Origin of the sequence: Brevibacterium sp. ZH18 (assembly GCF_022748595.1) — a bacterium.
Classification (GTDB): domain Bacteria; phylum Actinomycetota; class Actinomycetes; order Actinomycetales; family Brevibacteriaceae; genus Brevibacterium.
Map to the genome: position 1 here is coordinate 1 of NZ_JALDSX010000036.1, position 26,421 is coordinate 26,421.

General features: G+C 64.8%; 23 protein-coding genes. 4 read left to right on the forward strand and 19 right to left on the reverse strand.

Going from position 1 to position 26,421, the window contains the following annotated elements; genetic code table 11:
- Nucleotides 1–89: 89 nt before the first annotated feature.
- Nucleotides 90–635, forward strand: a complete 546-nt coding sequence (locus MPN20_RS12435; RefSeq protein WP_242782614.1) for a methylated-DNA--[protein]-cysteine S-methyltransferase — start codon at nucleotides 90–92, stop codon at nucleotides 633–635.
- 76 nt (nucleotides 636–711) lie between these two features.
- Here the strand turns inward: MPN20_RS12435 and MPN20_RS12440 are convergent, their stop codons facing one another.
- The 17 genes from MPN20_RS12440 to dcd all read right to left on the reverse strand — a co-directional run bounded on the left by MPN20_RS12440 (nucleotide 712) and on the right by dcd (nucleotide 19,261).
- The gene (locus MPN20_RS12440) at nucleotides 712–1,962 is read right to left on the reverse strand and encodes a Dyp-type peroxidase (protein ID WP_242782670.1); all 1,251 of its coding nucleotides are present in this window, start codon (nucleotides 1,960–1,962) and stop codon (nucleotides 712–714) included.
- Between the two features lie 103 nt (nucleotides 1,963–2,065).
- Nucleotides 2,066–2,683: a copper chaperone PCu(A)C gene (locus tag MPN20_RS12445; protein ID WP_242782615.1), complete on the reverse strand. Its 618-nt coding sequence runs from the start codon at nucleotides 2,681–2,683 to the stop codon at nucleotides 2,066–2,068.
- A gap of 219 nt (nucleotides 2,684–2,902) precedes the next feature.
- The gene (locus MPN20_RS12450) at nucleotides 2,903–3,538 is read right to left on the reverse strand and encodes a hypothetical protein (RefSeq protein ID WP_242782617.1); all 636 of its coding nucleotides are present in this window, start codon (nucleotides 3,536–3,538) and stop codon (nucleotides 2,903–2,905) included.
- A gap of 210 nt (nucleotides 3,539–3,748) precedes the next feature.
- Nucleotides 3,749–4,219 (reverse strand): hypothetical protein, encoded by a 471-nt coding sequence (locus MPN20_RS12455; protein ID WP_242782619.1) that lies wholly within the window; start codon nucleotides 4,217–4,219, stop codon nucleotides 3,749–3,751.
- A gap of 5 nt (nucleotides 4,220–4,224) precedes the next feature.
- Nucleotides 4,225–5,595 (reverse strand): amidohydrolase family protein, encoded by a 1,371-nt coding sequence (locus MPN20_RS12460; RefSeq protein WP_242782621.1) that lies wholly within the window; start codon nucleotides 5,593–5,595, stop codon nucleotides 4,225–4,227.
- Between the two features lie 4 nt (nucleotides 5,596–5,599).
- Nucleotides 5,600–7,597, reverse strand: a complete 1,998-nt coding sequence (locus MPN20_RS12465) for an alpha/beta fold hydrolase (protein ID WP_242782623.1) — start codon at nucleotides 7,595–7,597, stop codon at nucleotides 5,600–5,602.
- Nucleotides 7,598–7,697: 100 nt separating this feature from the next.
- Nucleotides 7,698–8,390: a hypothetical protein gene (locus tag MPN20_RS12470; RefSeq protein WP_242782625.1), complete on the reverse strand. Its 693-nt coding sequence runs from the start codon at nucleotides 8,388–8,390 to the stop codon at nucleotides 7,698–7,700.
- Nucleotides 8,390–9,832, reverse strand: coding sequence for a HAMP domain-containing sensor histidine kinase (locus tag MPN20_RS12475; RefSeq protein WP_242782627.1), 1,443 nt, complete (start codon nucleotides 9,830–9,832; stop codon nucleotides 8,390–8,392). The genes MPN20_RS12470 and MPN20_RS12475 overlap by 1 nt, the downstream gene beginning before the upstream one ends.
- On the reverse strand, nucleotides 9,829–10,581 hold the full coding sequence (locus MPN20_RS12480) for a response regulator transcription factor (RefSeq protein ID WP_242782629.1): 753 nt from the start codon (nucleotides 10,579–10,581) through the stop codon (nucleotides 9,829–9,831). Before MPN20_RS12480 ends, MPN20_RS12475 begins: the two co-directional genes overlap by 4 nt.
- Nucleotides 10,571–10,966, reverse strand: coding sequence for a monovalent cation/H(+) antiporter subunit G (gene mnhG / locus MPN20_RS12485; protein ID WP_242782631.1), 396 nt, complete (start codon nucleotides 10,964–10,966; stop codon nucleotides 10,571–10,573). The genes MPN20_RS12480 and mnhG overlap by 11 nt, the downstream gene beginning before the upstream one ends.
- The gene (locus MPN20_RS12490) at nucleotides 10,963–11,625 is read right to left on the reverse strand and encodes a monovalent cation/H+ antiporter complex subunit F (protein ID WP_242782633.1); all 663 of its coding nucleotides are present in this window, start codon (nucleotides 11,623–11,625) and stop codon (nucleotides 10,963–10,965) included. Before MPN20_RS12490 ends, mnhG begins: the two co-directional genes overlap by 4 nt.
- Nucleotides 11,622–12,287, reverse strand: coding sequence for a Na+/H+ antiporter subunit E (locus MPN20_RS12495; protein WP_242782635.1), 666 nt, complete (start codon nucleotides 12,285–12,287; stop codon nucleotides 11,622–11,624). The genes MPN20_RS12490 and MPN20_RS12495 overlap by 4 nt, the downstream gene beginning before the upstream one ends.
- Entirely contained in the window at nucleotides 12,284–13,867 is a 1,584-nt protein-coding gene (locus tag MPN20_RS12500; RefSeq protein ID WP_242782637.1) for a Na+/H+ antiporter subunit D, read from the reverse strand. Before MPN20_RS12500 ends, MPN20_RS12495 begins: the two co-directional genes overlap by 4 nt.
- On the reverse strand, nucleotides 13,864–14,490 hold the full coding sequence (locus MPN20_RS12505) for a Na(+)/H(+) antiporter subunit C (RefSeq protein WP_242782639.1): 627 nt from the start codon (nucleotides 14,488–14,490) through the stop codon (nucleotides 13,864–13,866). Before MPN20_RS12505 ends, MPN20_RS12500 begins: the two co-directional genes overlap by 4 nt.
- On the reverse strand, nucleotides 14,487–17,531 hold the full coding sequence (locus MPN20_RS12510) for a Na+/H+ antiporter subunit A (protein ID WP_242782641.1): 3,045 nt from the start codon (nucleotides 17,529–17,531) through the stop codon (nucleotides 14,487–14,489). Before MPN20_RS12510 ends, MPN20_RS12505 begins: the two co-directional genes overlap by 4 nt.
- A 153-nt stretch (nucleotides 17,532–17,684) precedes the next feature.
- Nucleotides 17,685–18,686, reverse strand: coding sequence for a hypothetical protein (locus tag MPN20_RS12515; protein ID WP_242782643.1), 1,002 nt, complete (start codon nucleotides 18,684–18,686; stop codon nucleotides 17,685–17,687).
- Nucleotides 18,683–19,261, reverse strand: a complete 579-nt coding sequence (dcd, locus tag MPN20_RS12520) for a dCTP deaminase (protein ID WP_242782644.1) — start codon at nucleotides 19,259–19,261, stop codon at nucleotides 18,683–18,685. The genes MPN20_RS12515 and dcd overlap by 4 nt, the downstream gene beginning before the upstream one ends.
- 288 nt (nucleotides 19,262–19,549) lie before the next feature.
- On the opposite strand from dcd, the gene MPN20_RS17550 reads away from it, so the two are divergent.
- The 3 genes from MPN20_RS17550 to MPN20_RS12535 all read left to right on the forward strand — a co-directional run bounded on the left by MPN20_RS17550 (nucleotide 19,550) and on the right by MPN20_RS12535 (nucleotide 23,328).
- Nucleotides 19,550–21,043: an LPXTG cell wall anchor domain-containing protein gene (locus MPN20_RS17550; RefSeq protein ID WP_242782645.1), complete on the forward strand. Its 1,494-nt coding sequence runs from the start codon at nucleotides 19,550–19,552 to the stop codon at nucleotides 21,041–21,043.
- 96 nt (nucleotides 21,044–21,139) lie between these two features.
- Entirely contained in the window at nucleotides 21,140–22,129 is a 990-nt protein-coding gene (locus MPN20_RS12530) for an ABC transporter (RefSeq protein WP_242782646.1), read from the forward strand.
- Nucleotides 22,130–22,362: 233 nt separating this feature from the next.
- Nucleotides 22,363–23,328 carry a hypothetical protein gene (locus MPN20_RS12535; protein WP_242782647.1) on the forward strand — a complete coding sequence of 322 codons (966 nt, stop codon included), beginning with the start codon at nucleotides 22,363–22,365 and terminating at the stop codon, nucleotides 23,326–23,328.
- A gap of 185 nt (nucleotides 23,329–23,513) precedes the next feature.
- Here MPN20_RS12535 and MPN20_RS12540 read toward each other — a convergent pair whose 3' ends face one another.
- A complete protein-coding gene (locus MPN20_RS12540; protein ID WP_242782648.1) occupies nucleotides 23,514–25,472 on the reverse strand; it encodes an NHL domain-containing thioredoxin family protein in 1,959 nt (652 codons plus the stop codon).
- Nucleotides 25,473–25,653: 181 nt separating this feature from the next.
- The gene (locus MPN20_RS12545; RefSeq protein ID WP_242782649.1) at nucleotides 25,654–26,403 is read right to left on the reverse strand and encodes a YggS family pyridoxal phosphate-dependent enzyme; all 750 of its coding nucleotides are present in this window, start codon (nucleotides 26,401–26,403) and stop codon (nucleotides 25,654–25,656) included.
- Between the last annotated feature and the right edge of the window lie 18 nt (nucleotides 26,404–26,421).

Below are 26,421 nucleotides of genomic sequence, written 5' to 3' on the forward strand. Positions count from 1 at the left end.
GAATCCTCGACCGGACCACACGTCTGTCATGGCTCAGCAGGGTGCGCTAAGTTGTCAGCAGGCGACACGGATCTCCGAGGAGGCGAGCGATGGTCAGCCATGATGCACCACAGAGCGACGAGACCTCACAGGGAATTGTGGAGACACCGGTCGGTGCGATCACTGTCACCAGCGATGGCCGGTCGATCGTGCGCGTTGCCTGGCGCGAGGCTCTGCCGGCCAACACAGCCGTCGCCGATGCTGTCACAGGCGCTGCTCATGATCCTTTGGTTACCGAAGCTCTGCAGCAACTGCGTGCCTACTTCGATGGAACCCTGCACCAGTTCGACCTGCCACTGGACCTGGGCGAGATGTCCGATGTCGCACGCGCCGTGCTGACCACTCTCGAAGCCACGGTCGCGTCAGGCATCACCGTCACCTACGGCGAACTCGCAGCCAGGAGCGGCACTGGAATCCCCGCCAGAGCCATCGGCAGCATCATGGGCATGAACCCACTTCCCGTGGTCATCCCCTGCCATCGGGTCGTGGCCAGCGACGGCTTGGGCGGGTACTCCGGCGGTGCGCCCGGTAAGGGCCTCGAGACGAAACGTTGGCTGCTCGAACACGAGGAAGCCCTGCCGCTGTCTCTGTTCTGACTTGGCCGCTCGTCGAATACTGACTCACCCTCACCGCGCCGCGGCTCGTCCCTCGAGTTCCGGTTCGCACCGCGGCTCACCCCTCGAACAGACGCTGCCCGATGTACTCTCCCTCGCTGATGCCCGGCGGGATCGCCCACACCGTGGAACCGATCGGCGTGGTCCACGTATTCAGCAGATCCACCTCGGCGAGGCGTCGTTGGATCGGCAGGAACTGCCGGTCGATGTCAGCTTGGAAGGACGCGAACAGAAGGCCGGCGTCCTCCCCCGCCCCGGACTGGTAGTTGAACGTCCGCCGATGAATCTGGGCCTCTGGCCTCAACCCATCGCGTGCCCGTGCCACATGCGAGGCTGCCGAGATCTTCGTCAGTCCCCGCTCATCGACCGCCGTGAAATCGGGAACGTCGAACTCGTCCTTTCCTGACAGCGGCGCCCCCGTATCCAGCGTGCGCCCGACCGCGAACTCGCGCCCTGGGCGATCTGCTTCGTCCCAGGTCTCAAGGTTCATGTCGATGTCTCGCAGCACCAAGGTCGTGCCCCCGCGCATCCACTCGGGAAGATGAGCGCCGAGGTCGCCCGGCGGTTCACCTCGAGCCGAGTGCACAGCGTCCTTGCGCCCGGTTCCCTTCCCCCAGATGATGCGCGCGAAGTCCTCGGACCCTGGACCGGGATTGGCTGTCCCATCCAACTGCCCGAAGAGGTTCCGCTGCGTCGTGCCCTCTCCTTGGCTGCCATATGAACGACGGAATCCATCCCGCTGCCAGGCCACCTCAGCGAAGGAACGGGAATCCTTCCACAGCATTCGCCTGGCATGAGCCAAGGTCAGCGGATCGTCGCCGCAGATCTGCAGGAGCATATCTCCCTGACACAGCGACGGGTCGAGCCTGTCGATCGAGAACTTCTCCACAGGTGCCAACCACGACGGCACGGCCGTCTTCCCCGCGAGCGCGACGAGTCCCTGCCCGAACCCGAACGTGACGGTCAGTCGCGCTGGATCCTGCGCGAGCTCGGGTTCGGAGTCCGCCAACGGGGCCCTCCCCTGAGTCAGTGCCGCCGCGTCATCGGTGAGCAGACGCAGCCAGCGCACCGCATCGGCGGCCGTGACCCCGGACTTCAGATTCAGCGCGAGGAAGTGCGCGTGCGCCTGGGGCGGAGTCTCGACCCCGGCCTGGTGCGGTCCGTAGAACGGTTCGATGACCGACCCGTTGCCTCCGGTGAGATCCCGCCGAGGCTGTGCCGCGGCTTTCGTCTCTCCCGACCGTCCCAGCCCGAATCCGGATACCGCCCCGACGACGCCGGTGCCCCCGGCGACCGCCGCCGACGCGATGAGGCGTCGACGGCTGAAGCCCTGGGAGCGGCCTGGAGCAGATCCTGTATCGAGGTCCGACGATGCTGTCCGGTCGCAACGGGTGGGATCGCCGCGCTGGGACTCAGTGGTCACCGTGGTCCTCATGGCTCATATCGTCATGGTCCATCTCGTCATGATCTGATTCTTTGCTGCCGGTGGTGCTGCCATCGCTGGCGGCCTCGTCCGGGCCGTAGCTCTCCTTGGCTCCGGAGTAGTCCTTAGCCACTGCCGTGACCGTGATGGACTGTCTGTCTGCGGTGACGAGGTCGAGTGAGATCTCCTCGCCGGGCTTGATCGGCTTCGACAGTCCCATGATCATGATGTGGTCGCCACCGGGTTCGAGGTTGAGAGAGTGTTCGGCGGGAATGGTGAAGCCGCCCTTCTTCTCCTGCATTGAGGTCCCACCGGAACTGTCTTCGACGGTTTCGTGGAGCTGGACCATGTCGGCGTTGTCGTATTTCGCTTCGACGACAGTGACGTCTTTGTCGGTGTTGTTCTTCAGTGACCCGAAGACCGCGGTCATCCCGTCCTGTCCTGCTTTGACCCAGGCATCATCGAGGCTGACGGCGGCATCGGCGCTGACTTGGGCGCTCTTCGTCTCCTCGGGTGCGGAGTCTTGGCCTTTGTCTTGGCCGCAGGCGCTGAGGCCGATCAGGGCGGCAATGGTCAGTGTGGTCGCAAGTGTGGTGGTCTTTCGCATGTCGTCTGCACTTTCGCTCTTGGTGCAGCCGGACACGGTTCTCGACGGTCTCTGCGCAGGGGCACCGCCCCGGGGCGCTGTCATTGAAGGCATGCGGGCATTGCCGCTTGAGCTTCGCCGTCATGACGATGCTCGGGCAGGAAGCCATCGAGTGTGTTCGGCTGTCACCACAAATACTGTGGGCCGGCGGTGATCACCGCCGGTGGTGGAAGTCTGAAGTCAGGCGAAGACGGGTGGACCGCGACGATAGTTGGGGCCGACGACGGCCGCGGTGATGGCCTGCGGCAGGTGGAAATCTCCCTGCACGAGCCGGGCAGGGCATTCGGCCAAAGCGCCGACCGCCTCGGCGAGGGCTGTCAGGGCGGTGGCAATCGGGCCGAGGGCCAGCTGCAGGATCGTGAGGATGATGTCTTCGCCGCGTTTGAGCACGACGGCGGTGATGAGGACCGCCGCGACGTGGGCGAGCACCATCGATGTGCTCGCGGCGCTGCCGCCACCGGTCGCGTGCGACATCGAATGCGACATCGCCGTACTCTGCCCCAGGTCGAGAGTGCCGGTCGAATGATTCATGTGCTGGTGACCGAGCGTCGAGCCGGACATCGAAGTGCCTGCCGAAATGAACCAACCCATCGCCAGGTGCATGAGGATCTGACCAAGGCCGAGCAGTGAGACCAGCGAAAGATGTCCGAGCCTCCGGCCGGCCATGATCATGGCCGCCCACAGAACGAGGATGAAGACGATGGCTACGCCGATCGGGGCGACGACTCCACCGGCGCCCACGTGCATGAGCAACCCCAGGAGGGTCGTGATGAGCGCGGCGAAGAGAGCACGAACCGACTTGTTCCACCCGGTCATGCTCCTCCTTTCCGCGGAGTCCTCAGCTCAATGGGCAACAGTCTGCGGTCTCAGTCATCTCAAATCTTCTACACAGTGTAGAACCAAGTTGGCCTCCGGCGCCAGGCCGAAGACCAGCCACGTGCTCGGCGGCAGCGGCGAATCCGGCACCAGGCCTCGCGTTCAGCGTGGAGTCAAGCCGTGCGACCGATGAGGGGCCAAGGGCTCAGTTCACATGCGCAGCCAGGTATCTCCGGTCTTCTTGCACATAGCTCCGGCCTCTTCGGCGGCCTCCATCCACGTGACCGGCTGCCCCTCGGGGTCGATGACCGCGTCGGAGAGGACGATGACGTCGAAGTTGCAGACGAGTGCAGCCATTGCCGAGGCCCAGACCGCGCCTGGAGAGTCATCGGCACCGGCGATGGCGATACGGTCCACGGCCATGTCGTGGAGTCCAGCAGCCAGGTCCCCGACGCCTTCGAAGACGTCAGGGTCCTCTGAGCGGAGGATGAGGTCTTCTTCGTCAGGGACGAAGAGACTGAGTTCTTCGTCCTCGGCGTCGACGAGGTCTTCCTTCGTCGAGACGAAGATGAGCACACCGCCCACCGCGCGCGTGCGAGTGACGATGTCGCCGAGGATCTCGACGGTCTCGTCGGAGGCGAAGCTGGCGTCGTCCGTGTCAATGAGGAGCAGGGCATCCATGACCACTATCGTGCCATGTTCCGTTCGCCCGCGCTCGTCAGCAGGTTCATCTCCGCATCGAGGAGCACGTATTCGGCAGGCATTCCGATTCCGAGCAGGCAGTGCTCGTCCTCCCCGATCAGACCCAAGGCGCGCAGAGGCACGAGGCTTGCGGCTCGGACTGCCTCGAGCGGACTCATTCCCACCTTCGTGACGGCCCTCCTGACCGCATCGTCCAAGGTCAGCGTGGACCCGGCGATGGCACCGGCGGAACCGTCCGATTCCAGCACGCGCGCTTCGGAGTTCTCGACCCGCACCGGCAGCGACCCGAGCGTGTACTGACCGTCAACCATGCCCGTTGCCGCCATGGCGTCCGTGATCAGACTGATTCTGCCTGGCGCCAGATTCGTGATCATCCGCGCAGCCGGCGTCGACACGTGCACTCCGTCGTTGATGAGTTCGAGCGTGACGTGTCCTGCATCGACGGCAGCCAGGATCGGTCCCGGCTCCCGGTGATGGATTCGAGGCATCGCGTTGAAGGTGTGGGTGAGGATGCTCGCGCCCGCGTCGAAGGCCCGCGCCGTCTGCTCGTAGGTCGCCGATGTGTGCCCGATCGCCACTGCCACCCCTGCCGAGGTGAACGTTCGGATCGCATCCAATGCTCCGGGCAGTTCGGGGGCCAGGGTGATCTGGGCGAGCGTACCGTCGGCGGCGGCGATGATCGCCGCGACCGCCTCGGCGGTGGGAGGAGTGAGCACGGCCGGCGAGTGCGCGCCAGGGAATCGCGGGGAGAGGAACGGGCCCTCGGCATGCAGACCCAACACGGCCGGATTCTCCCGCGCCCATTGAGCGCCGACAGTCAGCGAGTCGCACAGTCCGGTGACCGTATCCGAGACATAGGACAGGGCGAGCGCGCGGGTCCCGTGACGCCGGTGGACTTCGAGCATCTCCTCCAGTCCCGGCTCCGCAGATCCAGTGTCCTCCAGTCCCGGCTCTGCAGATCCAGTGTCCGTCAGTCCCGGCTCTGCCGGTCCCGTCTGCCCGTCTTCGGTGCTGAACCCTCCGGCGCCGTGGCAGTGGAGATCGACGAAGGCCGGCGCCAGGTACGCTCCGCCGGCATCGATGACTCTCGTCTGCGACTGGACTGCCCGCGCCGAGGCTGTCGGTACCGAGGTGGTCAGCCGCATCCATTCGTCGCCGCGGCCGCGGGCGGTGACCATTCCCCCAGCCATCGCGATCCACTGGTCGGCGCGCTCGATCGAGAACGAGGACGGATCACCGTCGAGGATGATCGCGCCGTGGACGATCACCTCAGCCGGGACCGCGTAGGTCCGCGCATCTGCGGCTGAAGCCGGCGCTGTATTCGCGGCTCCGTTCGGATCGGACTCAGATCCCAACGCTTCAGCCCAGCACGCGGACTCGCTGTGCGTCCCCGTCGAGGACGTGGATGTCGAGGAACGCGAGCACTGTGCGATACCAGACCTCCGCGTTGCCGCGACCGGCCACCCAGTGGCCTTCGTCGGGGAAGTACAGGAAGCGGTGCTGCGTCTGCCCGTCAGCATCGAGTGGCGTCTGCGAGCGCGTGAGCAGGTCGTACCAGAGTTCCTGCCCTTGGCCGATCGGCACGCGATAGTCCTTGTCACCGTGAACTACCAGCATCGGCACCTGAATCCGGTCCGCGAACAGGTGCGGTGAGTAGGTCTCCGACTGCTCCCGCATGGCCACGTCCCATGAGGAGTTGTCTGTGGTTCTGCCCATCGACGTCGTGTTCCACAGGGAGGCGTGGGTGACGATGCACTTGAACCGATTCCCGGTATGCCCAGCGACCCAGTTCGCCATGTATCCGCCGTAGGAGCCGCCGGCCAGAGCGGTGCGTTCAGCATCGATGTCGCTGCGCGCAATCGCCGCATCGGTCAGCGCCATGATGTCAGTGAACGGAGCTCCTCCCAGCTCCTGCTGGCCGCGGTCGATCATCGACTGACCGTAGCCCGTCGAGATCGCCGGGTCCGGCAGCAGCACCGCATACCCAGCGGAAACAAAAGGACCCGGATTCCAGCGATAAGTCCACGCGTTCCATGACCCCCAAGGGCCACCATGGGCGAAGACCACGAGCGGGTGCGGGCCCTCCGCATCGGGCAGTGCCAGCCATGCGCGAATGGCGGTGCCGTCGGCTCCCTGCGCCTCCACCTCGGTGAGGATGCCGTGTTCCTCGATCACCGTCGCCGGGTTGGCCAATTCGGTGATCTCACCCGAGTCCAGATCGATCGCAACGGGCAGCGGAGCGACATCGATCGCCGAGGCGCTTGCCACGACCGTGCGCGCCCGTCGTTGGAGACCGGAGAAGGTGAACTTCTGCCCCGGACCGCCTGCCAAGCGCCGAGGCTGGTCGTCGTCGACGTCGCCGATGAAGACACTGCCCCGGCCGTGATCGTCGGCGGTCGCCGCGATCGTCGAATCGTCGACCCAGATGGGGTCGAACCAGAAGTCGGCACCGGGCCACACCGGAGTCATGTCCCCGGTTTCGAGGTCGAGGAGCATGAGTGCAGCGGAGAGGTTGGATGTCGGTGTCCAGAACTGCTCGCGGGTGACCAGCGCTCGGGCTCCGTCGGGGCTGATGGCCTCGATTTCGAAGCCGTGATCGACAGCGGGCTGGGTGAGCTGGCGAGGAGCGCCGTCACCGGCGAGGTCGAGGCGCCAGATCTCGATTGCCTCGAGCTGGCCGGGAATCGGCTTCTCCATCTGGACGAGGACGAACCCGGCGTAGTCGTCGACAGCCCAGTCGACGAGGCGGCCGGGCGGAAGCGCGAGATAACGGAAGTCGAAGACGGACGAACCGTCGTCGAAGTCGTCAGGGATCGTGCTCAGGTCAGCGACGGCGAGGGTCTCTTGCGCCGGCCCGAGATCATGATCCCAGTACCGGAGGGGGAAGCCGGAGTGCAGAATGCCGCTGACTTTGCCATCAGTGCGTTCGCTGCTGAATTCCTGGTGCTCGGTTTCGTTGGACGCCCACGTGTGGACCGGGAATTGGACGACAAGAGTCCCACCCCTGATCTCGAGCCGAGAGAAGCCACCGTCGTGGTCGGCGAGTTTTCGGGCCTCACCGTTGTCCGGCAGCGCCCACAGACTCGGACTCTCGGCGTCTTTGCCGTCTTCACCGGACCGTTTGGCTGCGAAGAAGATCGTTCCGTCCTCGCTCAGAGCGACAGGGCCGACAGACTGATCGCCGCGCGTGATCCGCCGTGGCTTCTCGCCGCTGATGTCGGCGAGATGGGTCAGGTAGGCGTTGCCCTCGGCATTGGGGAAGGAGTAACGTGCGATCACCCGACCGCTCTCATTCGCCAAGACGCCTTGCAGGCGGCAGGAGTCGAGGAGTGTGTCCACAGCGTCGTCGGTCGTCATGTCCCCATCCTAAGGACATCGGATGCCGAGCACCATGATCGACGTCGACGAAGGACCTGTGGTCCGGTGGCCCGAACCGCAACCGGGCAGTCCGGGGTTGTCACCTGAACGCTGGGGAGGGAACCTTCTCGCCGTCGACCTCCACCGTCGGCAGCATCTTCCGGAAGTCCTCCGCGGCGGCTGTGTCCGTTTCGAGGGAACGCATCTCGACTCCGATGTCGACCAGACGCCCGTTGGTCGAATAGCCGATCCGCGCCCCATACAAGACGGTGGGCTCCTGGTTGATCGCGAAGATCTCACTCCCGCCGAGCACGCCCTGGTACGACCAGAAGCTGCCGGCACCGATCGTGCCTGTCCGCTCAGCGGAGACCGTCGAGCCCTGTTCGGCGAACGAGTACTTCCGCTTCGCGTCGACAACGGCCTGCGGTGAATCATCGAAGGCCTGGCTGCAGCTGACGATGATGACGTCGTTGTCGGCCGTCGACGTTCCCCTGGTGAAGACGTGAAAAGAGGGGGTAGTCGAGGCGTCAGTCCAGTCGTCTCCGATGGCGAAGCTGACCTTGACCGGGCAGTCGTCGCCGAGGCTGAGCGTCTGCCGTTCCATTCCCTCGGGAAGTGGGCCATCGGTCGGTTCAGAGGTGGGGTCCTGGCCTGCCTGCTTCTGCACAGAGACTCTCACCGGCCCCGAATCCCGGTCCGCTGTGCGGATCTGAAGCACCGAGCAGCCGCTGAGAGCAACGCCGAGCAGGGCCGTTCCCGCGACGACCGCACGCACCCTGGAGCTGCCCTGCATCAGGAGTCGTCCCTGGCCCGCAGATCACGGCGGCTCGGATACTCGGGACCGGATTTCTGATCGCCCTGTCGGGGCTGCTGCTGAGGTGGCTGCTGCGGTGGAGTGGGCTGACTCTGCCAGCCTGGGCCCGGGTGACTGTGCCCAGCTCCGTATGCCACCTGCGGCCCTGACGGGGGCTGACCTGGCATCGGTCCGGGGACGGGGCCCGACTGCGGTTGACCCTGGACCGGACCCGACTGCTGTTGGCCCGGGATTGGTCCGGCAGGCCCACGGCGCACGCCCGGGCCTGGTTTGAACTGAGAATGCTGGCCGGAGTCCGGAGGGAAACCGGCGCTGACCGACTCCCCCGTCGTCCGATTCACGAGGTTTCCGTCGACGCGTTCGAGACGTCGCTTCGAGGTCCGGCGCGGACTGCCGAGGATCCGCCCGTCGAGCTCATCCTCGCTCGGCTGCCGCGGGGGCAGGAACCCGGGCGTCTGACGCGAATCCGGCAGCTGCACGGGCTGGACGGGATGAGAGCCTGCGGCTGCGCGGTCGAAGTGCTCGGACATCGGAGGTACCGTCGCCTGGGCGGCATCGCCGAGGACCGGCAGAACCATGCGCACCGAGGTGCCGACACCTTCCTGGCTGAACAGCTGGACGGAACCGCCGTGACGAGTGACGATCGCACGCACGAGTGAGAGGCCCATGCCGGAGCCGGCGACGGCACGCACGCGGGAGCCGCGTGAGAGTTCGTCCCACACCTGTTCCTGTTCTGCCAGGGGAATTCCGCTGCCCGTATCGGCGACTTCGACGACGACCCATCGATGACCGTCGATGATCTGCTCATTGGCTCGGAGCTCGACGACTTCAGCCTGTGACGAGTATTTGAGGGCATTGCCCAGGAGATTGAGGATGGCTGTCAGCAGCAGATCCTCTTCACCGGCGACATCGGGCAAGCGCCATGGGGCTCGGGCGACCGTGGCCACGATCATGCGGTCCTCTGCGCCGGGAGCTGTCGAGGCGTCTTCGACCGCCTGGTGGATGAGTCGATCGAGATCGACGCGAGAGTACTCGATGACACGCGTTTCGACGTCGGCGAGCTTGCGCAGATCGGCCAGCAGACGTGCGACCCTGCGAGAGGACACATCGACCTGTTTGGCAGCGGGTTCGACCTCGGAGGTCGTGCCGCCTTCGCGCACGACGTCGCGGATGCTCGCAGCAGACGTCCGCAGCGCAGTCAGCGGGTTCTTCAGCTCGTGGTCCAGTCGGATGAGCATCCGATTGCGTTTGGCCAGAGAGTCCTCGGTTGCGGCGGACTCGATCGATTCCCGAAGCTGCGCCTCACGCTTCCGCAGGTGTCTCCAACCGAAGTACGCGGCTGCGGCAAGACCCGCCAGCACCAGGAACAGGATCAGCAGGAACAGCCAGATCTGGACCTCGACGACCAGGAACTTCGTCATACCGGCCTCGGGCCCTCTTCGCCGCGGACCTCGCCGACGAAGCGGTATCCGCGTCCCTGCACGGTCGCGATCCATCGAGGTTCAGCGGCATCCTCGCCCAGGACTCGACGCAGCTCGGCGACGCGCGAATCGACGGCGCGTGTTCCCACTGCCTCTTCGAAGCCCCACAGGATCTCCAGCAGACGCGAGCGCTCAATGAGTTCGTCCTGGTGGACCATGAGGTACTCCAGAAGAGTGAAGCCCTTCGGCGTGATGACGAGTTCGCGCTGCCCCAGCCAGGCGCGCCTGCCCACGCGGTCGACGCGCAGACCGAAGCTCGAGGCCAGCACCGGAGCCGTCGCCAGGGGCGGGCCGTCGGACCGGGTCCGGCGCAGCACTGCGCGGATGCGTGCCACGAGCTCATGCGGATCGAAGGGCTTGTTGAGGTAGTCGTCGGCGCCCTCTTCGAGCGCCATGGCACGTTCGACTGCCTCACCGACCTGCGTCAGCAGCAGCACGGGAACCCAGTTCTCCTCCTGCCGCAGGCGTCGCAGAACCTGACGGCCGTCAGCCCCGGGCATGAGTACGTCGAGGACGCACACGTCGGGGTTGTGTCGGTGGATCTCGTCGAGGGCGAGCAGACCGTCGCTGGCGGCGAGGACACGGAAACCGGATCTCTCGAGGAAGGGGACGACGGCACCGAGCACGTCGGGTTCATCATCGGCGACCAATACCAGTGGCAGTGGCTCCTGTGGTTTGTCAACCGTCATGGTGGTCCGTTCCGATTCCTCTCTTGCGTTCCCAGGCCAGCTCCCTGGCCTCGGCCCGATCGACCGCCTCGGCCAGTTCGTCTCGATACAGCATAGAGCGACGCAGGTGCTTGGTGCGATAGCCAGCGCGGCCGACCATGTGCGTGGCAACCGGAATTGTGACCAATTGGAATGAGATGACGATCGCCAGAGTCGTCACCGTCGCCCACGTCGGGAACTGGATTCCGATCGCCACAGCGACCAGGAGCAGGCCCAGCACCTGCGGTTTCGCACTGGCGTGCATGCGTGAGAGGAGATCGCCGAAGCGCAGCAGCCCCAAGGCCGCTGCCAGGGACAGCACCCCGCCGAGGAGGATGAGCACTGCCGAGATGATGTCGGGGATCATGGGCGTTTCCCTTCCGCGCCGGGATCGAGGTCCGTCTGGTCCGGCTCGGGACCGGTTCGCGAGCTGTCGTCGGAATCTTCCGGACCGGGGTCCGGGCCTGTGCCTTCGCCTTCGCCGTCGACGTCCGGGTCGGAGCCGACGTCGAGACCGACTTCGGGAGCGTCGTGACCGTCTTCTGCTTCGCTGTGACCGTCTTCGGCTTCATCGCGAACGGTGACGGCTTCGGGACCGTCAGCGACGTCCGAGATGCCGCGGGCAACATCTTCGAACCATTCGCTCTCGGCCGCGGTCTCGGCGTCCGTGGAATCGTCCTCAGCATCCTTGGGCATGTGCCAGTCGGAGGAGGAGAAGTCGCTCAGTGCCCCCACCTCGGCGCCGGGGGTCATGGAATCGGACTTGGACACGTACCGGGACACGCTCACTGACCCGACGAAGCCGAGCATCGCGAGAACGATGAGCACGGGCAGGAGGTCAGTGCGGTGAGACAGCGCCATGAACCCGCCCAGACCGCACATGATGGAGGCGAGGACGACGTCGGTGGCGATCATGCGGTCGAGGATCGAGGGCCCCCGGACGATGCGGTAGAGGGCGATGATCGCCGAGGTACCCAGAAGCACCGAACCAGCGACGACGAGGATGTCGAAGACGAGTGAGCTCATCGGCGTTCGCCTCCCTTCAGTCCCATCGGATCCGGTGTCGCCCGCAGTGCGGCCAGATCACGGTGCGAGCCGACGGCACGGATCAGCAGCTCCTCGATGTGGTAGACCTGCGCTTTGCCCGAGAAGATCTTCTCCTCCGAGTCGCAGTCGAGCACATGCAGGTACAGAACTCCCAACGCCCTGTCGCTGTCGATGATGATCGAGCCCGGGATGAGGCTGGCGGTGTCGGCGACGAGCGTCATCAACAGGTCCGAACTCGTGCGCAGATCGCAGGCGATGACCGATCCTGCACCCACCGCGCGTCGTCGGAACGCGAACCACGCCACCTCGACCGAGGCATGCATGAGCGAGTAGAGGAACCACGCGCCGAAGATCACGGCGTGGATGATGTTGAATCGTCCTGAGAGCACGACCGGCGGCAGATAGAAGACGCGCGTGACGAGGAGAGCGAGGACGACGCCGCTGAGCACGCTGAGCACCGACACCGAGTCCCAGAGCATCACCCACAGCAGCACGAGGAAGAACACGAGCACGAGCTGCTGGACGAATCCTCTGCCCTTGGACTGCCGGTTCTTGACGGGGCGTCGACCCGTCGTCCGCGAGACACCAGGTCTCTGGCTGTTTGCCTTCTGGCTGTTCGGCTCCTGGCTGTTCGAGCTCATGAGTCATCACCGCCGAGCACGTTCGTGACGTAGTTGACCGGAGAATGCAGGTTCTCCGCCGCCCGATCCGAGAGGTCCCACAACGGTGCCGCGAAAACGGTCAGGACGATCGATGCGATCACCACCACCGAGGTGGCTGCGAACATCGATCTCGGTACGCCGATCTGCGACTTCCAGGTCTTGCCCGCGAGCAGGGTCTTCTTGCGTTCGGCGAACTCCGCGACGAGTTCCTCGTTCGGCTCCTCGGCATCTGCCGGGTCACGCCAGAATGCCAGGTTGAACGTACGGCCGATGACGTAGAGCGTGAGCAGGCTCGTCACAGTCCCCGCGATGATCAGAACGATGGCGAGCCAGTCGTGGTCGGCGAAACCGGCGGCGAAGAGTGCGACCTTGCCGATGAATCCGGAGAACGGCGGGATGCCGGAGAGGTTGAGCGCCGGGATGAAGAAGATGATCGACAGCGCAGGTGAGAGCACCATGAGACCACCCAACGACCTCGTCGATGTCGACCCGCCTCGCATTTCCACCATGCCGATGGCCAGGAAGAGCGCGGTCTGGACGATGATGTGGTGGACCGTGTAGTAGATCGCCGCCGAGAGTCCGATCGTCGTGCCCAGGGCCACCCCGAAGAGCATGTAGCCGATGTGGGAGACGAGGGTGAATGACACGATCCTCTTGATCTCCGACTGCGCGATGGCACCGAGGATGCCGATGAGCATCGTCAGGGCCGCAGCAATGAGCAGGGGCGTGCGCAATGAGGAGTCAGCGAAGAGCAGAGTCTCCGTGCGGATGATCGCGTAGATGCCGACCTTCGTCAGCAGACCGGCGAAGACGGCGGTGACCGGTGCCGGAGCCGTCGGATAGGAGTCGGGCAGCCAGAACGAGAGTGGGAAGATCGCCGCCTTGATGCCGAACCCGAGCAGCAGCAGGACGTGGAGGATCATCTGCACGTCGGGCGGCAGCTCGCTCAGTCTCTCGGAGAGCTGGGCGATGTTCACCGTTCCACAGGCGGCGTAGATGACGCCGATGGCGGTGAGGAAGATGACCGAGGACACGAGGGAGATGACGACATAGGTGACGCCTGCCCGAATCCGCTCCGCAGTGGCTCCCAGGGTCAGGAGGACATAGGAGGCCACGAGGAACATCTCGAAGCCGACGTAGAGGTTGAACAGGTCTCCGGCCAGGAACGCATTCGCTACGCCTGCACACAGCACGAGGTAGCTGGGGTTGAACACCGAGATCGGCGTCTCGTTCGAGTCATCATTGGCGTCCTGGCTCAGGGCGTAGATGAGCACACACAGGGTGACCAGCGCGGACACGACGAGCATGAGGGATGAGAGTCGGTCGGCGACGAGCACGATGCCCGCCGGGGGCTGCCAGCCTCCGATCGCCACAACCTGCGGACCCTGGCTGTGCACACCGAAGAGCAGGATGAGCGCGATAGCCATGACAGCGGTCAGAGTCAGGATGGACACAACGTTCTGCGCCCGCGAATGCTTCGAGAACACGAGCGCCAGACCGGCACCCAGAAGCGGGAGCAGTACGGGCAGCGGCACGAGGATCGGAAGGAGATCGATCATTTCTTCTCCCCCTTCTTCTTGTCGTGCATGTTCTTGTCATGTTTGTTCTTGGCGTCGCGCTCGTCGTCCGCCTGTTCCTCGTCCTGCAGTCCGCGAGCATGCTGTCCGCCGGCGTGCTGCCCGCCGTCCTGCGGCTCCTCGTCCCCGCGGTCTGCGGGCGTTCCGTCGTCGTCGAGGTCGACGGCGCCGATGATCGGACTCTCAGCTTCGTCACCGAACTCGGTGTCGTCGTACTCCGTGCTCGCCTCCGCTTCGGAGTCGATCATCTTCGTGATGGCGACCCGAAGGTCGGCTGCGTCGTCCTGCAGCGAATCCGCTCTGACGAGTCGCCATGAGCGATAGATCATTGCGAGCAGGAACGCGGTCACGGCAAACGTGATGACGATTGCTGTGAGCACGAGTGCCTGCGGCAGCGGGTCGGACATGCCCACGGTCGACAGGTACTTTCCGTCCGTGAGAGGCGGGGAGCCGTGTCCTGCGGTGAGCACGATGAGCAGATTGACCCCGTTGCCCAGGAGGATGAAGCCGAGCAGTACGCGTGTCAGTGACCGCTCGAGCATGAGGTAGATGCCGCAGGCGAAGAGGAATCCCATGGCCAGAACCAGGATGAAGGGAAGGCTCACAGTCGGCCTCCTTCCGCACCATTGTCGACGTCGAGGTTGTTGACCCGGTGGAGGATCTCCTCGACGGCTTCGTGCTCGGCTTCGGTCCCGAGGTTCTCGGACAGGTTGTAGGACTTGTTGAGACGCGTCGTCAGGACGAACTCGTCGCGCTCTTGGTGCAGGTCCACCTCGGCGCCCAACGACCGGAGGATGTCGAGCATGAGTCCGACGACGATGAGATAGACGCCGATGTCGAAGAACGTCGCAGTGCCGAACGAGAGGTGGCCGAGGATGGGGATGTCCCCTTCGAAGTAGGCCGACTTGAACACCGTGTCGCCCCAGAACCAGCCGCCGATGCCGGTGACGACGGCGAGGATGAGGCCGGTTCCCAGCATTCCGGACGGGGTGAAGCGGGCCGCCTCGGCGAGTTCGAACTTACCTCCGGCCAAGTACCGCACGACCAGCGCAAGACCGGCCACGAGACCGCCTGCGAAACCGCCGCCGGGCTCGTTGTGACCAGCGAAGAGCAGGTACACCGAGAAGATGAGCACGGCGTGGAAGACCAGGCGAGCGGTGACCTCGAGGATGATCGACCGATTGCGCGGAGCCAGAGTGCGTCCGGCGATGAGCCAGGACACGCGACGCTGGGCGAGATTCTCGCGCTCGGGATCGCGGAAGTTCCCCACCTCGTCAGGCACGGGCTGGAACCGCACACGACCCTGGATGTCAGTGCCGTCGCGTTTGGTCGCGATGCGCTGGAGATGGCCCTCGCGGCCGCGGACGAAGATCAGACCCGCGATTCCGGTACCGGCCGCCACGAGCACCGAGATCTCGCCGAGCGTGTCCCAGACGCGGAGGTCGACGAGAGTGACGTTGACGATGTTCTTGCCATGACCCACCTCGTAGGCGAGTTGACCGAAGTCGACCGAAACCGGATCGCTCACGCGCACCCCTGCAGCGATGAGGACGACGAGCATCACGGTCACACCGACGGCCCCGCCGATGATGGCCCGCCAGGCAGGGGTGAAACGACCTGTGCTCTGCCCGATCCGCGCCGGCAGCCGACGCAGGACGAGGACGAAGACGACGATCGTGATCGTCTCGACGAGCACCTGGGTCAGGGCCAGGTCCGGCGCACCGGTGAACGCGAAGAACGCGACCATCGCATAGCCGGAGACACCGGTGACGACCACAGCCGTGAAGCGCTTCTGAGCGCGGGTGGCGGCGATCGCGACCACGATGAGCACCGCGGCGACGATGAAGTCCAGAGGTGCCGCGTAGAGCTGGAAATCGATGTTCCACGTGTCGTTCTCGATCACGGCCAGGCCGACGCCGCCGACCAGGACGAGGTAGATCACGCTCTGGTAGAAGGGCAGCGAACCACGCTGGGTGCGCGATGTGACCCACAGGGCCAGCTTCTCCATCCACCCGATGAGTCGGCGGTAGAGGTCGTGGAAGTCGATGCCGGAGGGCAGGCTCGCCTGGACCTTCGCGAAGGGACCGCGGACGAAGAACAGGCCGATGCCCACGGTGATCGTCAAGCCCGACAGCGCCAGGGCCGGCTCGAGGCCGTGCCAAAGCGCCAGATGGTAGTGGCCATCGCCCGGATCGATGATGGGCAAGGTCGACGTCCACGCGTTGAAGTACCCGTCGACGAGGCCGGCTCCGGGGCCCAGCACGACGGTGAGTGCGGTGAGCACGATCGGGGAGATGACGAGGGTGAGCTTCTCGTCGCGGCGGGCGATGTCGTCGACGCCGTCCTTCGAGGAGAATGCACCCCAGACGAAGCGGGCGGAATACGCCACGGTGAGCATCGAGCCGATCATGACGCCGATGAGCGCGATGATCGAGGATTTGTCCGGGGCTTCGAGCAGCGTCGAATAGACCGCTTCCTTCGCGACGAACCCGAACAGCGGCGGCAGTCCGGACATCGACGCGGCAGCGATCGTGGCGCAGACGGCGACGACGGGGAACGCCCGCCAGCCGCCGGAGAGCTTCGTCAGGTCACGGGTGCCGGCACGGTGGTCGATGATGCCGACGCAGAGGAACAGGCAGGCCTTGAACAGGGCGTGCGCGATGAGCATCGCCAGAGCGGCCTTCGTGATGTCGGGCGTACCGAAGGATGCCATCGTGGTGAGGAATCCCAGCTGGGACACCGTGCCGAAGGCGAGCAGGAGTTTGAGGTCGGTCTGCTTGAGTGCCTGCCAGCCGCCGATGAACATCGTGACCAGGCCCAGAGTCAGCAGAACTTCCGACCATCCGGGCAGATTGTGGTATCCGGGAGCCAGCCGCAGGATGAGATAGATGCCCGCTTTGACCATCGCCGCAGCGTGGAGATACGCGCTGACCGGGGTGGGGGCGGCCATGGCGCCGGGCAGCCAGAAGTGGAAGGGCAGGAGAGCCGACTTCGAGACTGCTCCGATGAGGATGAGGATGACAGCGGTGACGATCACAGGGCTGGTGTCCATGCCGAGGCTCGCACGTTCGACGAGAGTCGAGATCCGTCCGGTACCGGTCGCCGTCGTCAGCAGGATCATTCCCACCAGCATGGCCAGACCGCCGGCAGTGGTGACGATCAGCGCCTGGAGTGCTGCCTGACGGGACCGCCGACGGGATTGACTGTGGCCGATGAGGAGGTAGGAGAAGACCGTTGTGCCTTCCCAGAACAGATAGAGCATGAGGAGCTCATCGGCAATGACGAGTCCGTACATCATTCCCGCAAAGGCCATGAAGATTCCGGCGAATCGGGCCAGGCCGGGCTCATCCGCTGGGAAATAGCGGGCACAGTAGACGAAGACGAGCGCTCCGACACCGGTCACCAGCAGCGTCATGATCCATGACAGCTCGTCGAGGCGGAAGACGCCATCGAGCCCGAGCGCAGGCAGCCAACCGAGATTTTCGACCCACGGGGCCCCGGCAGCGCCGAAGAGATCCGGGACCTTCGACAGGCTCAGGATCAGGCCCGCGAGCGGGACCAGCGCAAGAAAGAAGAACCCGTTGCGCCCAAGCAGCCTGACCAGTGGGTATGCAATGACAGCAGCCCCGAAAAAGGCTCCTGTCATGACTATCACCGGCGGACACCTCCGTCATTTATATGAATTGCGCAAATGAAGTTCGTATCAGCATTTTCTCACGAAACACCGAATATCACCCAATCAAAGAGGTGGCTCCGGGCCGTCATTCTGCCCACATTACGATCGGTGAGGTACAGCCGTTCAGCCGCGCAGCTGGCTGCTCGAGACAAGGAAGCCGTTCTCATCGAGACCGGTCCCGCCGCTGCCGATGAGGAGCTCGGCACCGATGGCGTCGACGAGTTCGGCAACCTTGTTGCGCATCCGACGGAAGCGACGGCTCTGGTTGGACCGGTATCGCCGGGACTCGGCGTCCATCCAGTGCACGTGGTATTCGACAAGTGGCACTTCGGTATGAGCGGCGATGATCGGAGGCACCCATTCGGCCTCCATCACGCGGATCTCGATGTCTCCGGCCGATTCGTCGATCTCACCGAGCGGAATGAACAGCGAATACCCGTCGAGGATGACGGGCGCAGAGGAATCGAAGAGTGGATCATCGAGGGTCGCCTGCGCGAGAACAGCCTCGTCGGGAGTCGGCAGCGACTGCTGGAACGCGTGCGGGGCATGCCTGCGCACAAAGGACAGCGCGACGCTCGGTTCGAGCCAGTACGAGGAGTAGAGGTAGAGGTCGACCTTCGCCTCCGGGTCGGGCACGATGACACGGGTCGGCAGGCCCGATTCATCGGCCAAGCGCACGGCCAGATGCAGCCGCGAGGCGATGGCCAGGATGAGGCTGAGCATGCGCTCTTCCTCCCGGTCAGGCAGACCAGCCGGAAATGCCTCGTGGAGTCCGTCGGCATCATCGAACCATTCTGGCGGCGGCACGGGCGCGCGATCACGCGGGCAGTCGATGACGACTGCGTGCCGTGCCCAGTCCGGCACTTCGAGCGCCGCGACCGTAGCCGCGTCGAGATCAGCGCCTGCACTCAGTCGCGAATGCCGACTCAGCTTCAGCTGCCCGTCGGCGTCCAGACGCGGGGCGATGTCGGGCAGCCTGTTGTGCACGAGCGCGAGGACGTCGGAGACCTCGACCGCCTCATCGAGGAGCAGAAGGTGAAAACCGCGCAGATCGGCCGCGGTCGCTGTGTCCGCGACACGTTCGGCAGATTCTTGCTGTTTCCGCAGCTCGCGGCGGGAGATCACATGTCCCTCCGGTAGAAGTTCTGGTGCGACCGTGAGGCGGTGGGCCCAAGCTGACCCTGATACCTGTTGCCGGTGGCCTGCGACCCATAGGGGTTGAGGGCGGGAGAGCTGAGCCGGAAGAAGCACAGCTGGCCGATCTTCATTCCGGGCCACAAGGTGATCGGCAGAGTCGCGACGTTCGAGAGTTCGAGCGTCACGTGGCCGTTGAATCCGGGGTCGATGAATCCGGCGGTGGAGTGGGTGAGCAGACCGAGGCGTCCCAGCGAGGACTTCCCCTCGAGTCGGGCGGCCACATCATCGGGCAGCGTCACGAGCTCATGGGTCGAGGCCAGGACGAACTCTCCTGGATGCAGCACGAAGGGTTCACCGGGCTGGACCTCGACGAAGCGAGTCAGCTCCGGCTGGTCGAGGCTCGGATCGATGACCGGGTACTTGTGGTTGTCGAAGAGCCGGAAATACCGATCCATGCAGACGTCGACGCTGGCAGGCTGGATCAGCGAAGGGTCGTAGGGATCGAGGGCGATGCGTCCGGAGTCGAGCTCGGCGCGGATGTCGCGATCGGAAAGGAGAGTCACGTATCTGATCGTAGTCGGCCCGACCCGAAGAGTGCAGAGCGCGGAGGCAGTTGCGCGGAAGAATTCGTCGAAACCAGCACAACACGCCGGTTTAATATAACGACTCGATAACAATAGTGGTGGTTTTTACTGAATTTCCCCAGTGTGTCTCCCCACAGCCACCAGTGAATGCTCTAGAGTTGGGACCTGTACGAACCCGCGCACGATGGTGCCTTCCTCTTCTTAAGCCAAGGAATGCCGGGAGTTCCATCGCCTTTCGTGGGTTGACAACAATCGAAAGGCATTACTGTGAAGACCTCGCGTCTTGTGCTTGCCCCCGCAGTAGCCGTTGCATTGACAGGTCTTGCAGGCGCCCCGGCGTTCGCAGCGACAGAGTCCGCTTCGGTGCCGGCAGGCCCGCTCTGTGCATATGATGATGCGCAGCAGTCAACCGACCCCGAAACCGATACCAAGGTTCCCGACAAGTCAGACCCTCAGGCGACACTTGCGCACGCGCAGGTCACCCAGGCCGACATCGCGAACCGTAAGAAGGGCATCGGATTCTCCGGCACCGGATTCACCCCGGATAACAAGGCGACCGTGACGGTCGTCGGCACCGATGGCACCAAATACTCGCCGAAGACCAAGCTGACCGTTGACGAGAAGGGCAAGGTGTCCGGCACCTACTTCTTCTCCGTTACCGAAGAGGCGAAGGTCCCGACCGGCGACTACTCGCTCTATCTCACCGACGCGAAGAGCGAGAAGGACTCCTCGAAGGTCTCCTTCGAGGTCGTGTCGAAAGCCTCTGATGTCGACGATTCAGGCAACGGCAAGGACGACTGCGCAGCGGCAAAGCCGCCTGCTGATCCGGAGCCGACGGACACGAAGACGCCGAGCGAGGAGCCCGCCGAATCCACGGCTCCGAGCACGACCGCGGCTCCGACGCCTTCCGAGACCAAGACCGAAGAGCCGAGCCAGAAGCCGACCGAGTCCAAGAGGCCTCGTCAGCCGCTCGCTCCTCCGAAGCCGGCAGAGACGGACACGAAGACTCCGGAGCCGACGGAGACCGCGTCCGAGGCTCCGAAGCCCACCGAGACCGGCACTCCGAAGCCCACTGAGACAGATACTCCGAAGCCCACCGAGACGAACACGAAGACTCCGGCGCCGGCTGAGACCGACGGCAAGGAGTCCAAGAACAAGGCCGACGAGTCCGCAGAGGCTCCGAAGCCGACCGAGTCGGAGGATTCGAAGTCTGAGTCCACGGAGACGACTGCACCGGCCAGCCCCGGCACTGAGGACAAGGAGAAGAAGGGCGCCACCGCGGCGACCCAGGCGCTCATCATCGATCCGACCGAGATCAGCTCCGAGGACTTCCTCAACAAGGGCATCAAGCTCGGCATCACCGGCGCACAGCCCGGTGAGAAGATCACGATCACCGTCGAGCAGGCCCAGGGCAAGGTCGATCGGTACACGATGACCAAGACCGCAGACTCCGAAGGCAAGGCGACCTTCGGCGTGCAGGCCAAGGTCAAGGCCGTGCTGGGAACCTACAACGTCCGCGCACAGGCTGAGAGCTTCGACAAGCCGCAGAGCGGCAGCTTCACCGTCGTCACCAACGGCACGTCCGTCGACGATGGCAGCGGAAGTGACAGCAACAGCAGCGGAAGCGGGAGCGACCTGCCTCGCACCGGTGCTGAGATGACAGGACTGGCACTCGGCGTGGGACTCCTCGTCGTGGGTGCAGCAGCAGTCGTGATCACCCGTCGGCGGATGACTGCCTCCGACGATCCTGCGGAGTTCTAAGATCCGTTGAACGATGAATTGTCCCTGGCGGGGCTGCACCTCGGCAGGCACCAGATTGATCTGAGACGCCTCCGAGCAGGGACAATGCTCGGTCTCATGGGCAGCACAGACAGCACCACCGAGGTGGTCCTGTCTGTTGCTGCCCTGACCGACGTCGCACCACCACCGCAGATCCCGACCGGATACCGGTCGGGACGTCTGCGCGTGCGCAAGTGGGTCAGGAGTTACCTCCGCAACGCCGATGCCGGATCTGGGGAGGCGGCATTGGCACAGGCATGTGCGGAATTCGGGATCAGACCTGAGATTCTGTCGCGCCGTATCGGAGAACTCGACTCGAGCGAGATCGCTAAACTCACTGTAGCCCTGGCCTGGGCAAGCGGATCGAAGTGGCTGACCCTCATCGATCCCTTCGCCTCGGTGCCGGGGCATGTGCGCACCGGGCTGCGCAATCGGCTGGCCGATCTAGTCGCCGCCGAGTCGCGCGGAGTCGTCTTCAGCTCCAACACACTGACGGACTTCACCGTCGCCGATGCAGGCGTCGCCAATATCGAAAAGGGCGAACTCGTCGCCCTCGGCACTCTCGAGCAGGTCGTCACGGAGCCCCGCGGATCCCTGCCGGCCGAACTCAGCGGTGTCAACGTCTACTCAGGTCTGGCCCGCCGAGGTTGGCTGTCGATCGGGCATTCCGCCGTGAAGGCCCGGACGGAGCTCGACGGGAAGGTCTTCGTCACCCTGGGGTGGCGCAGCGCGCTCCTGTCACTGGACGAGCACGACGAGGCGTTCACCTCGGCGACGGTGTTCGAGGCCATCGTCATCGGACTCCGCGATCGCGGGTCCTGCATCCAAGCCAAGCTGTCTCCTGTCGACACGGAGATGGGACTCGCACTCGACGTCGACCTCGCAGATCTGGCTGGGGTCGACGGAGCCGTTCGCACCGCACCCGAGTCGAGCTCGCCCCGCGGATTCGGGGTGCTGCACCCCGGCCTCGGCGCATCGATCTCCGACTTGCGCGCGAACGTCAAGGTCGGCACCCACGTCTTCGCCGAAGTCGACACCTCGCAACTGCACGCCTACTCGGTGGAATGACCCCTGGTCCTGTCGTCGGTCACGCCGGGCCTCTCGTTTGCAGCACTGCCCTACCGACCTGAACTGCCCTGCCGATCTGAACTGTCCTGCCGATCTGAGCCAAGGACCCGGATTCGGCCCGCGATCTCCGCGTGTTTCGGCGCTCCGGTGAGTCGAGTACCGTGCAATTCCACTAAACTGAAATTCTTCCATCCCCACAGAAGCCCTCATCCCCCACAGAATCAGGAGAGGAAATGCGAACCTCCCGCAATCTTCTGATCGCCGGGCTCGTCATCATCGTCCTCTCCGTCGCGGCTGTTCCCCTCCTCAATTTCGCCGTCTACACACCGGCTCGCGCGGCCGAGGCCTACATCTCCGCGATCGAGAAAGGCGACGCCGAACGCGCGTTCTCCTACCTCTCGTCCCCGACGCCGTCATCGACGCTGGCACTCAATCACGAAGTGCTCGCGGCAGCCCCTGATCTGCCGCGGGACGCGAAGGCGACGACGATCGAGACGAACGGCGATCATGCGAAAGTCACCCTCACCTACGTTCTGTCCTCGCAGACTCAGACCATCAAGCTGTCCATGGTGAAGCTGCCGGCCGCCGCAGGGCTGTTCGATCGGTGGGCGATCGAACAGAAGGAATGGCCAACGCTCAACCTCGACGTCTCCGGGTCGTCGACGGCGACCGTCAACGGCTACAGCGTCGCCGCAGGTTCCGTGCCGGTGCTGTTTCCCGCCACCTACCTCGTCGGCTTCGACGCCATGTACCTGAAGTCGAAGGCCGAACGCGCCGAGGTGACCGCTCCCACCGACTCATCCACCGTCACGCTCTCGCCCGAGCCGACGGCGAAGCTCGAGGAAACCGTGCGCGAGCAGGTCGATGAACACCTGCAGACCTGTGTGAAAGCCAAGACGCTCTACCCCTCGGGGTGCGTGTTCGGCTTCGACTCGGACAACGAGATCCTCGGAGACGTGAAGTGGTCGCTCGAGCGCAAACCGCAGGTGAGCCTGACTGCCTCGGGCAATGACCTCGAACTCACACCCACCACTGTCGAGGTCCGGATCGAAGGACGCTACCGCGACATCGTCACTGCCGCCGAGCACGATTTCAATGAGAAGCTCTCATTCGTCCTGGGCGGCTCGGTCGTCGTCAAGTCCTCACAGGTCCGCTACGACCCCCGCCGCATGGGCGACGTATCCGTGATGTCTCCCTAACGTCTGGCACGAGTCGCCGGATCAGTCCCAGCGACCCTGCGCCCCAGCGATCCTGCGACCCAGCGATCCAAGGCACTGCGTCATAGCGGACCCGCATTCGAAGATTCCGCAGTTTCGCACGCGCGCCCACTATGACGGGTTGCGCTTGTCCTCAGCAGGCCGGATTCGCGACTGCCGGAACTCGCTCAGGCACCGCGGAGGTCGAGATTGAGCTCGGCCGGTGCCTCGGCGACCAGATCGACAGGGATTCCCCAGTCCTGCTGGTAGAGATGACATGCTGCGTGGAGCGGGATCTCTCCGCCGGGCTCACCGTCGCAGGCGGCCGCACGTGCACTCACATGCAGAACGCCCGATTCGAGCTCAGGGTTGATGACGATGTCACGGCGCAGCCCCTCCGCTCCCCCGCCGCCGGAGACGATAAGCTCCGGCGGAGTCGAGGACACCTGCAGGAACGTCGGGTCTCCCCACCGATCGTCGAGCTTCTGACCAGCGGGGACCGTGAAGCTCACGCTCAACGACACCGGTCCGGAGGCGATCTCCGTCGACGGCCGCTTGCTCGTGAGTGCTCCCTCGTCGACTCGTTGGGCGTCCTTGGGCAGCTTCACCCTCGTCAGCGCGTGCGCGGCGGATTCGACGACGAGGAGTTCGGCTTCACCGCTCTCGTTCGTCTGCGAATCGGAGCCGTCGACGACGAAGATGTCCGAGGGCTCGCGCAACCCGCGGGCCAGGGTTGAGACCTCGTTCGTCGTGAAGTCGTAGCGGCGGATTGCTCCGTTGTACGTGTCGGCGATAGCGATCGACCCGTCAGGCAGAGACTTCACCCCCAGGGGGTGCTGAAGTCGAGCCTCGGCAGCGGGACCGTCACGGAAGCCGAAGTCGAAGAGTCCGACGCCGACGATGGTCTCGACCGCGCCTGTGGCCGGGTTGAGGCGGCGAATCGCCGAGGTCTCCGAATCGGCGATAAGCACATCGCCATCGGGGCCGAGGTCCAACCCGGAGGTCTGCGCGAACCAAGCTGTTTCGGCGTCCCCGTCGGTCAGCCCTTCGTTCATCGTTCCCGACAGCAGCCGGATCGCGCCGGTTTCGGGTGCGAACGACCAGATCGTGTGGTTGCCGGCCATCGCAACGACCACCTCGGCGGTGGTGGGAACGAAGAGGACATCCCACGGCGACGACAGCTTCACGTCGAGGGCGGGACCGTTGTAGCGGCCCACGGTGCCATGCGTGCCGCGGACGTTGTCGATCGCGCCGACCATGTGCTGCTCTCCGGTGCCGGCGATCGTGGTCACGGTCTCGGCGTCGAGATTGATGCCGCGCAGGAGGTGGTTGACGGTGTCCGCGACGATGAGGTGGTAGCCGGCCTGCGCAGCGACGTCGTCGGGCAGCACTGTGATGCCGCCCGGTTCGCTGAAGCTCGCCGAGGCGAAGGCGCCGTCGGCCGCGCCACGTTCGCCGGTGCCGATGCGCCTGATGATGGTCTGACCCGCAGCGTCGTACTCGACGAGGCTGTGATGCCCGGAATCGGCGACGAGGAGGTTGCCCGATGGCAGCCGGGTGACTTTGCCGGGGTAGAAGAGGTCGGTCTCCGGGGCTGGCGGCGGCACGTACGGGCCATCGCCGGAGTGCAGGGTGCCCTTGGCCGAGTGCTCCTCGATGAGCCCTTCGATGATCTCACCCAGACCGGCGCCGTGTCCCTCACCGGACAGGGTCGCGACGAGGTAGCCCTCCGGGTCGATGACGGCCAGCGTAGGCCAGGCGCGGGCAGTGTAGGCCTGCCATGTCACCAGATCGGGATCGTCGAGGACGAGGTGTTCGACCTGGTAGCGCTCGACCGCCTGGTCGACGGCCTCGACGGTGCGCTCGAACTCGAACTTCGGCGAATGGACGCCGATGATGACGAGCTCCTTGTTGTACTTCTCCTCGAGCGGACGCAGTTCGTCGAGGACGTGGAGGCAGTTGATGCAGCAGAAGGTCCAGAAGTCGAGCAGGATGACCTTGCCGCGCAGGTCGGCGAGGCTGAGCTCTTTGCCGCCTGAGTTCATCCAGCGGCGGCCGATGAGTTCGGGGGCGCGGACCTTGACCTGGTGGGTCGGCGCACTGGCGGTCGCCGTGGACGCTGCGGATTCCTGAGGACTGGAGTTCATGGTTCCATTTTCACAGATCCGTCGCCGAGGCGGCAGTCCCGGTGTCATCATGTGACCAACGGCTCGCAGGGCGGTTCGCAGGACAGCCCCTGGGCGGTCCCGTTCCATGTGGCCGCCTCCGGGGCGACGAGAGGGCGACGATAGGGCAAGCATGGGCGATCACGGGGCGAGCCGGCCAATGTCAGGTGTAGTCGCGGGCTCCGAAGACACTCGAGCCGACGCGGACCATCGTCGCGCCTTCGGCGATCGCGAGCTCGAAGTCGTTGCTCATGCCCATCGACAGCTCGGTCGCCTCAGCTGGGAGGACACCGGCAGCGATGAGACTCTCGCTCAGTTCACGCAGCGCGGCGTAGCTGGGACGGATCTCTTCGGCGCTCTGCCCCGGCAGGCCGATCGTCATCAGTCCGCGCAGCTGCAGTCGCGGGAATCCGCGAAGTTCGGCCACGAGTGCCTCGGCGTCTTCAGGTGCGATGCCCGACTTCGAATCCTCACGCGAGGTGTTGACCTGGACGAAGCAGCCGACAGTGTCGTCGAGGAAGTCGAGTCGCTTGCTGATCTTCGTCGCCAGCTCAAGGTTGTCGACGGACTGGATGCAGTGCGCGTGACGCAGTGTGTGATTGACCTTGTTCTTCTGCAGGGGACCGATCAGGTGCGCCTCATGCGCCAGGTCCGCGAGCGCATCGGCCTTGCCGACGAGCTCCTGCACCTTGTTCTCGCCGATGAGCGTGAATCCGTGCTCGATGGCGACGCGGATCTTGTCCGCGGGCTGGGTCTTGGTCGCGAGCAGAACCTTCACGTCGGCACTCGTCCGACCGCTCGCCTCGGCGGCGGATGCAGCCTTTGAGGCCACCTCGTCGAGGTTGGTTCTGATGGCTGCGGCCTCCTCCGGGGAGAGCTCAGCGGACGGTGCGGTGGAATCTGTCGAACTCATGACTCCAGTCTTACACGG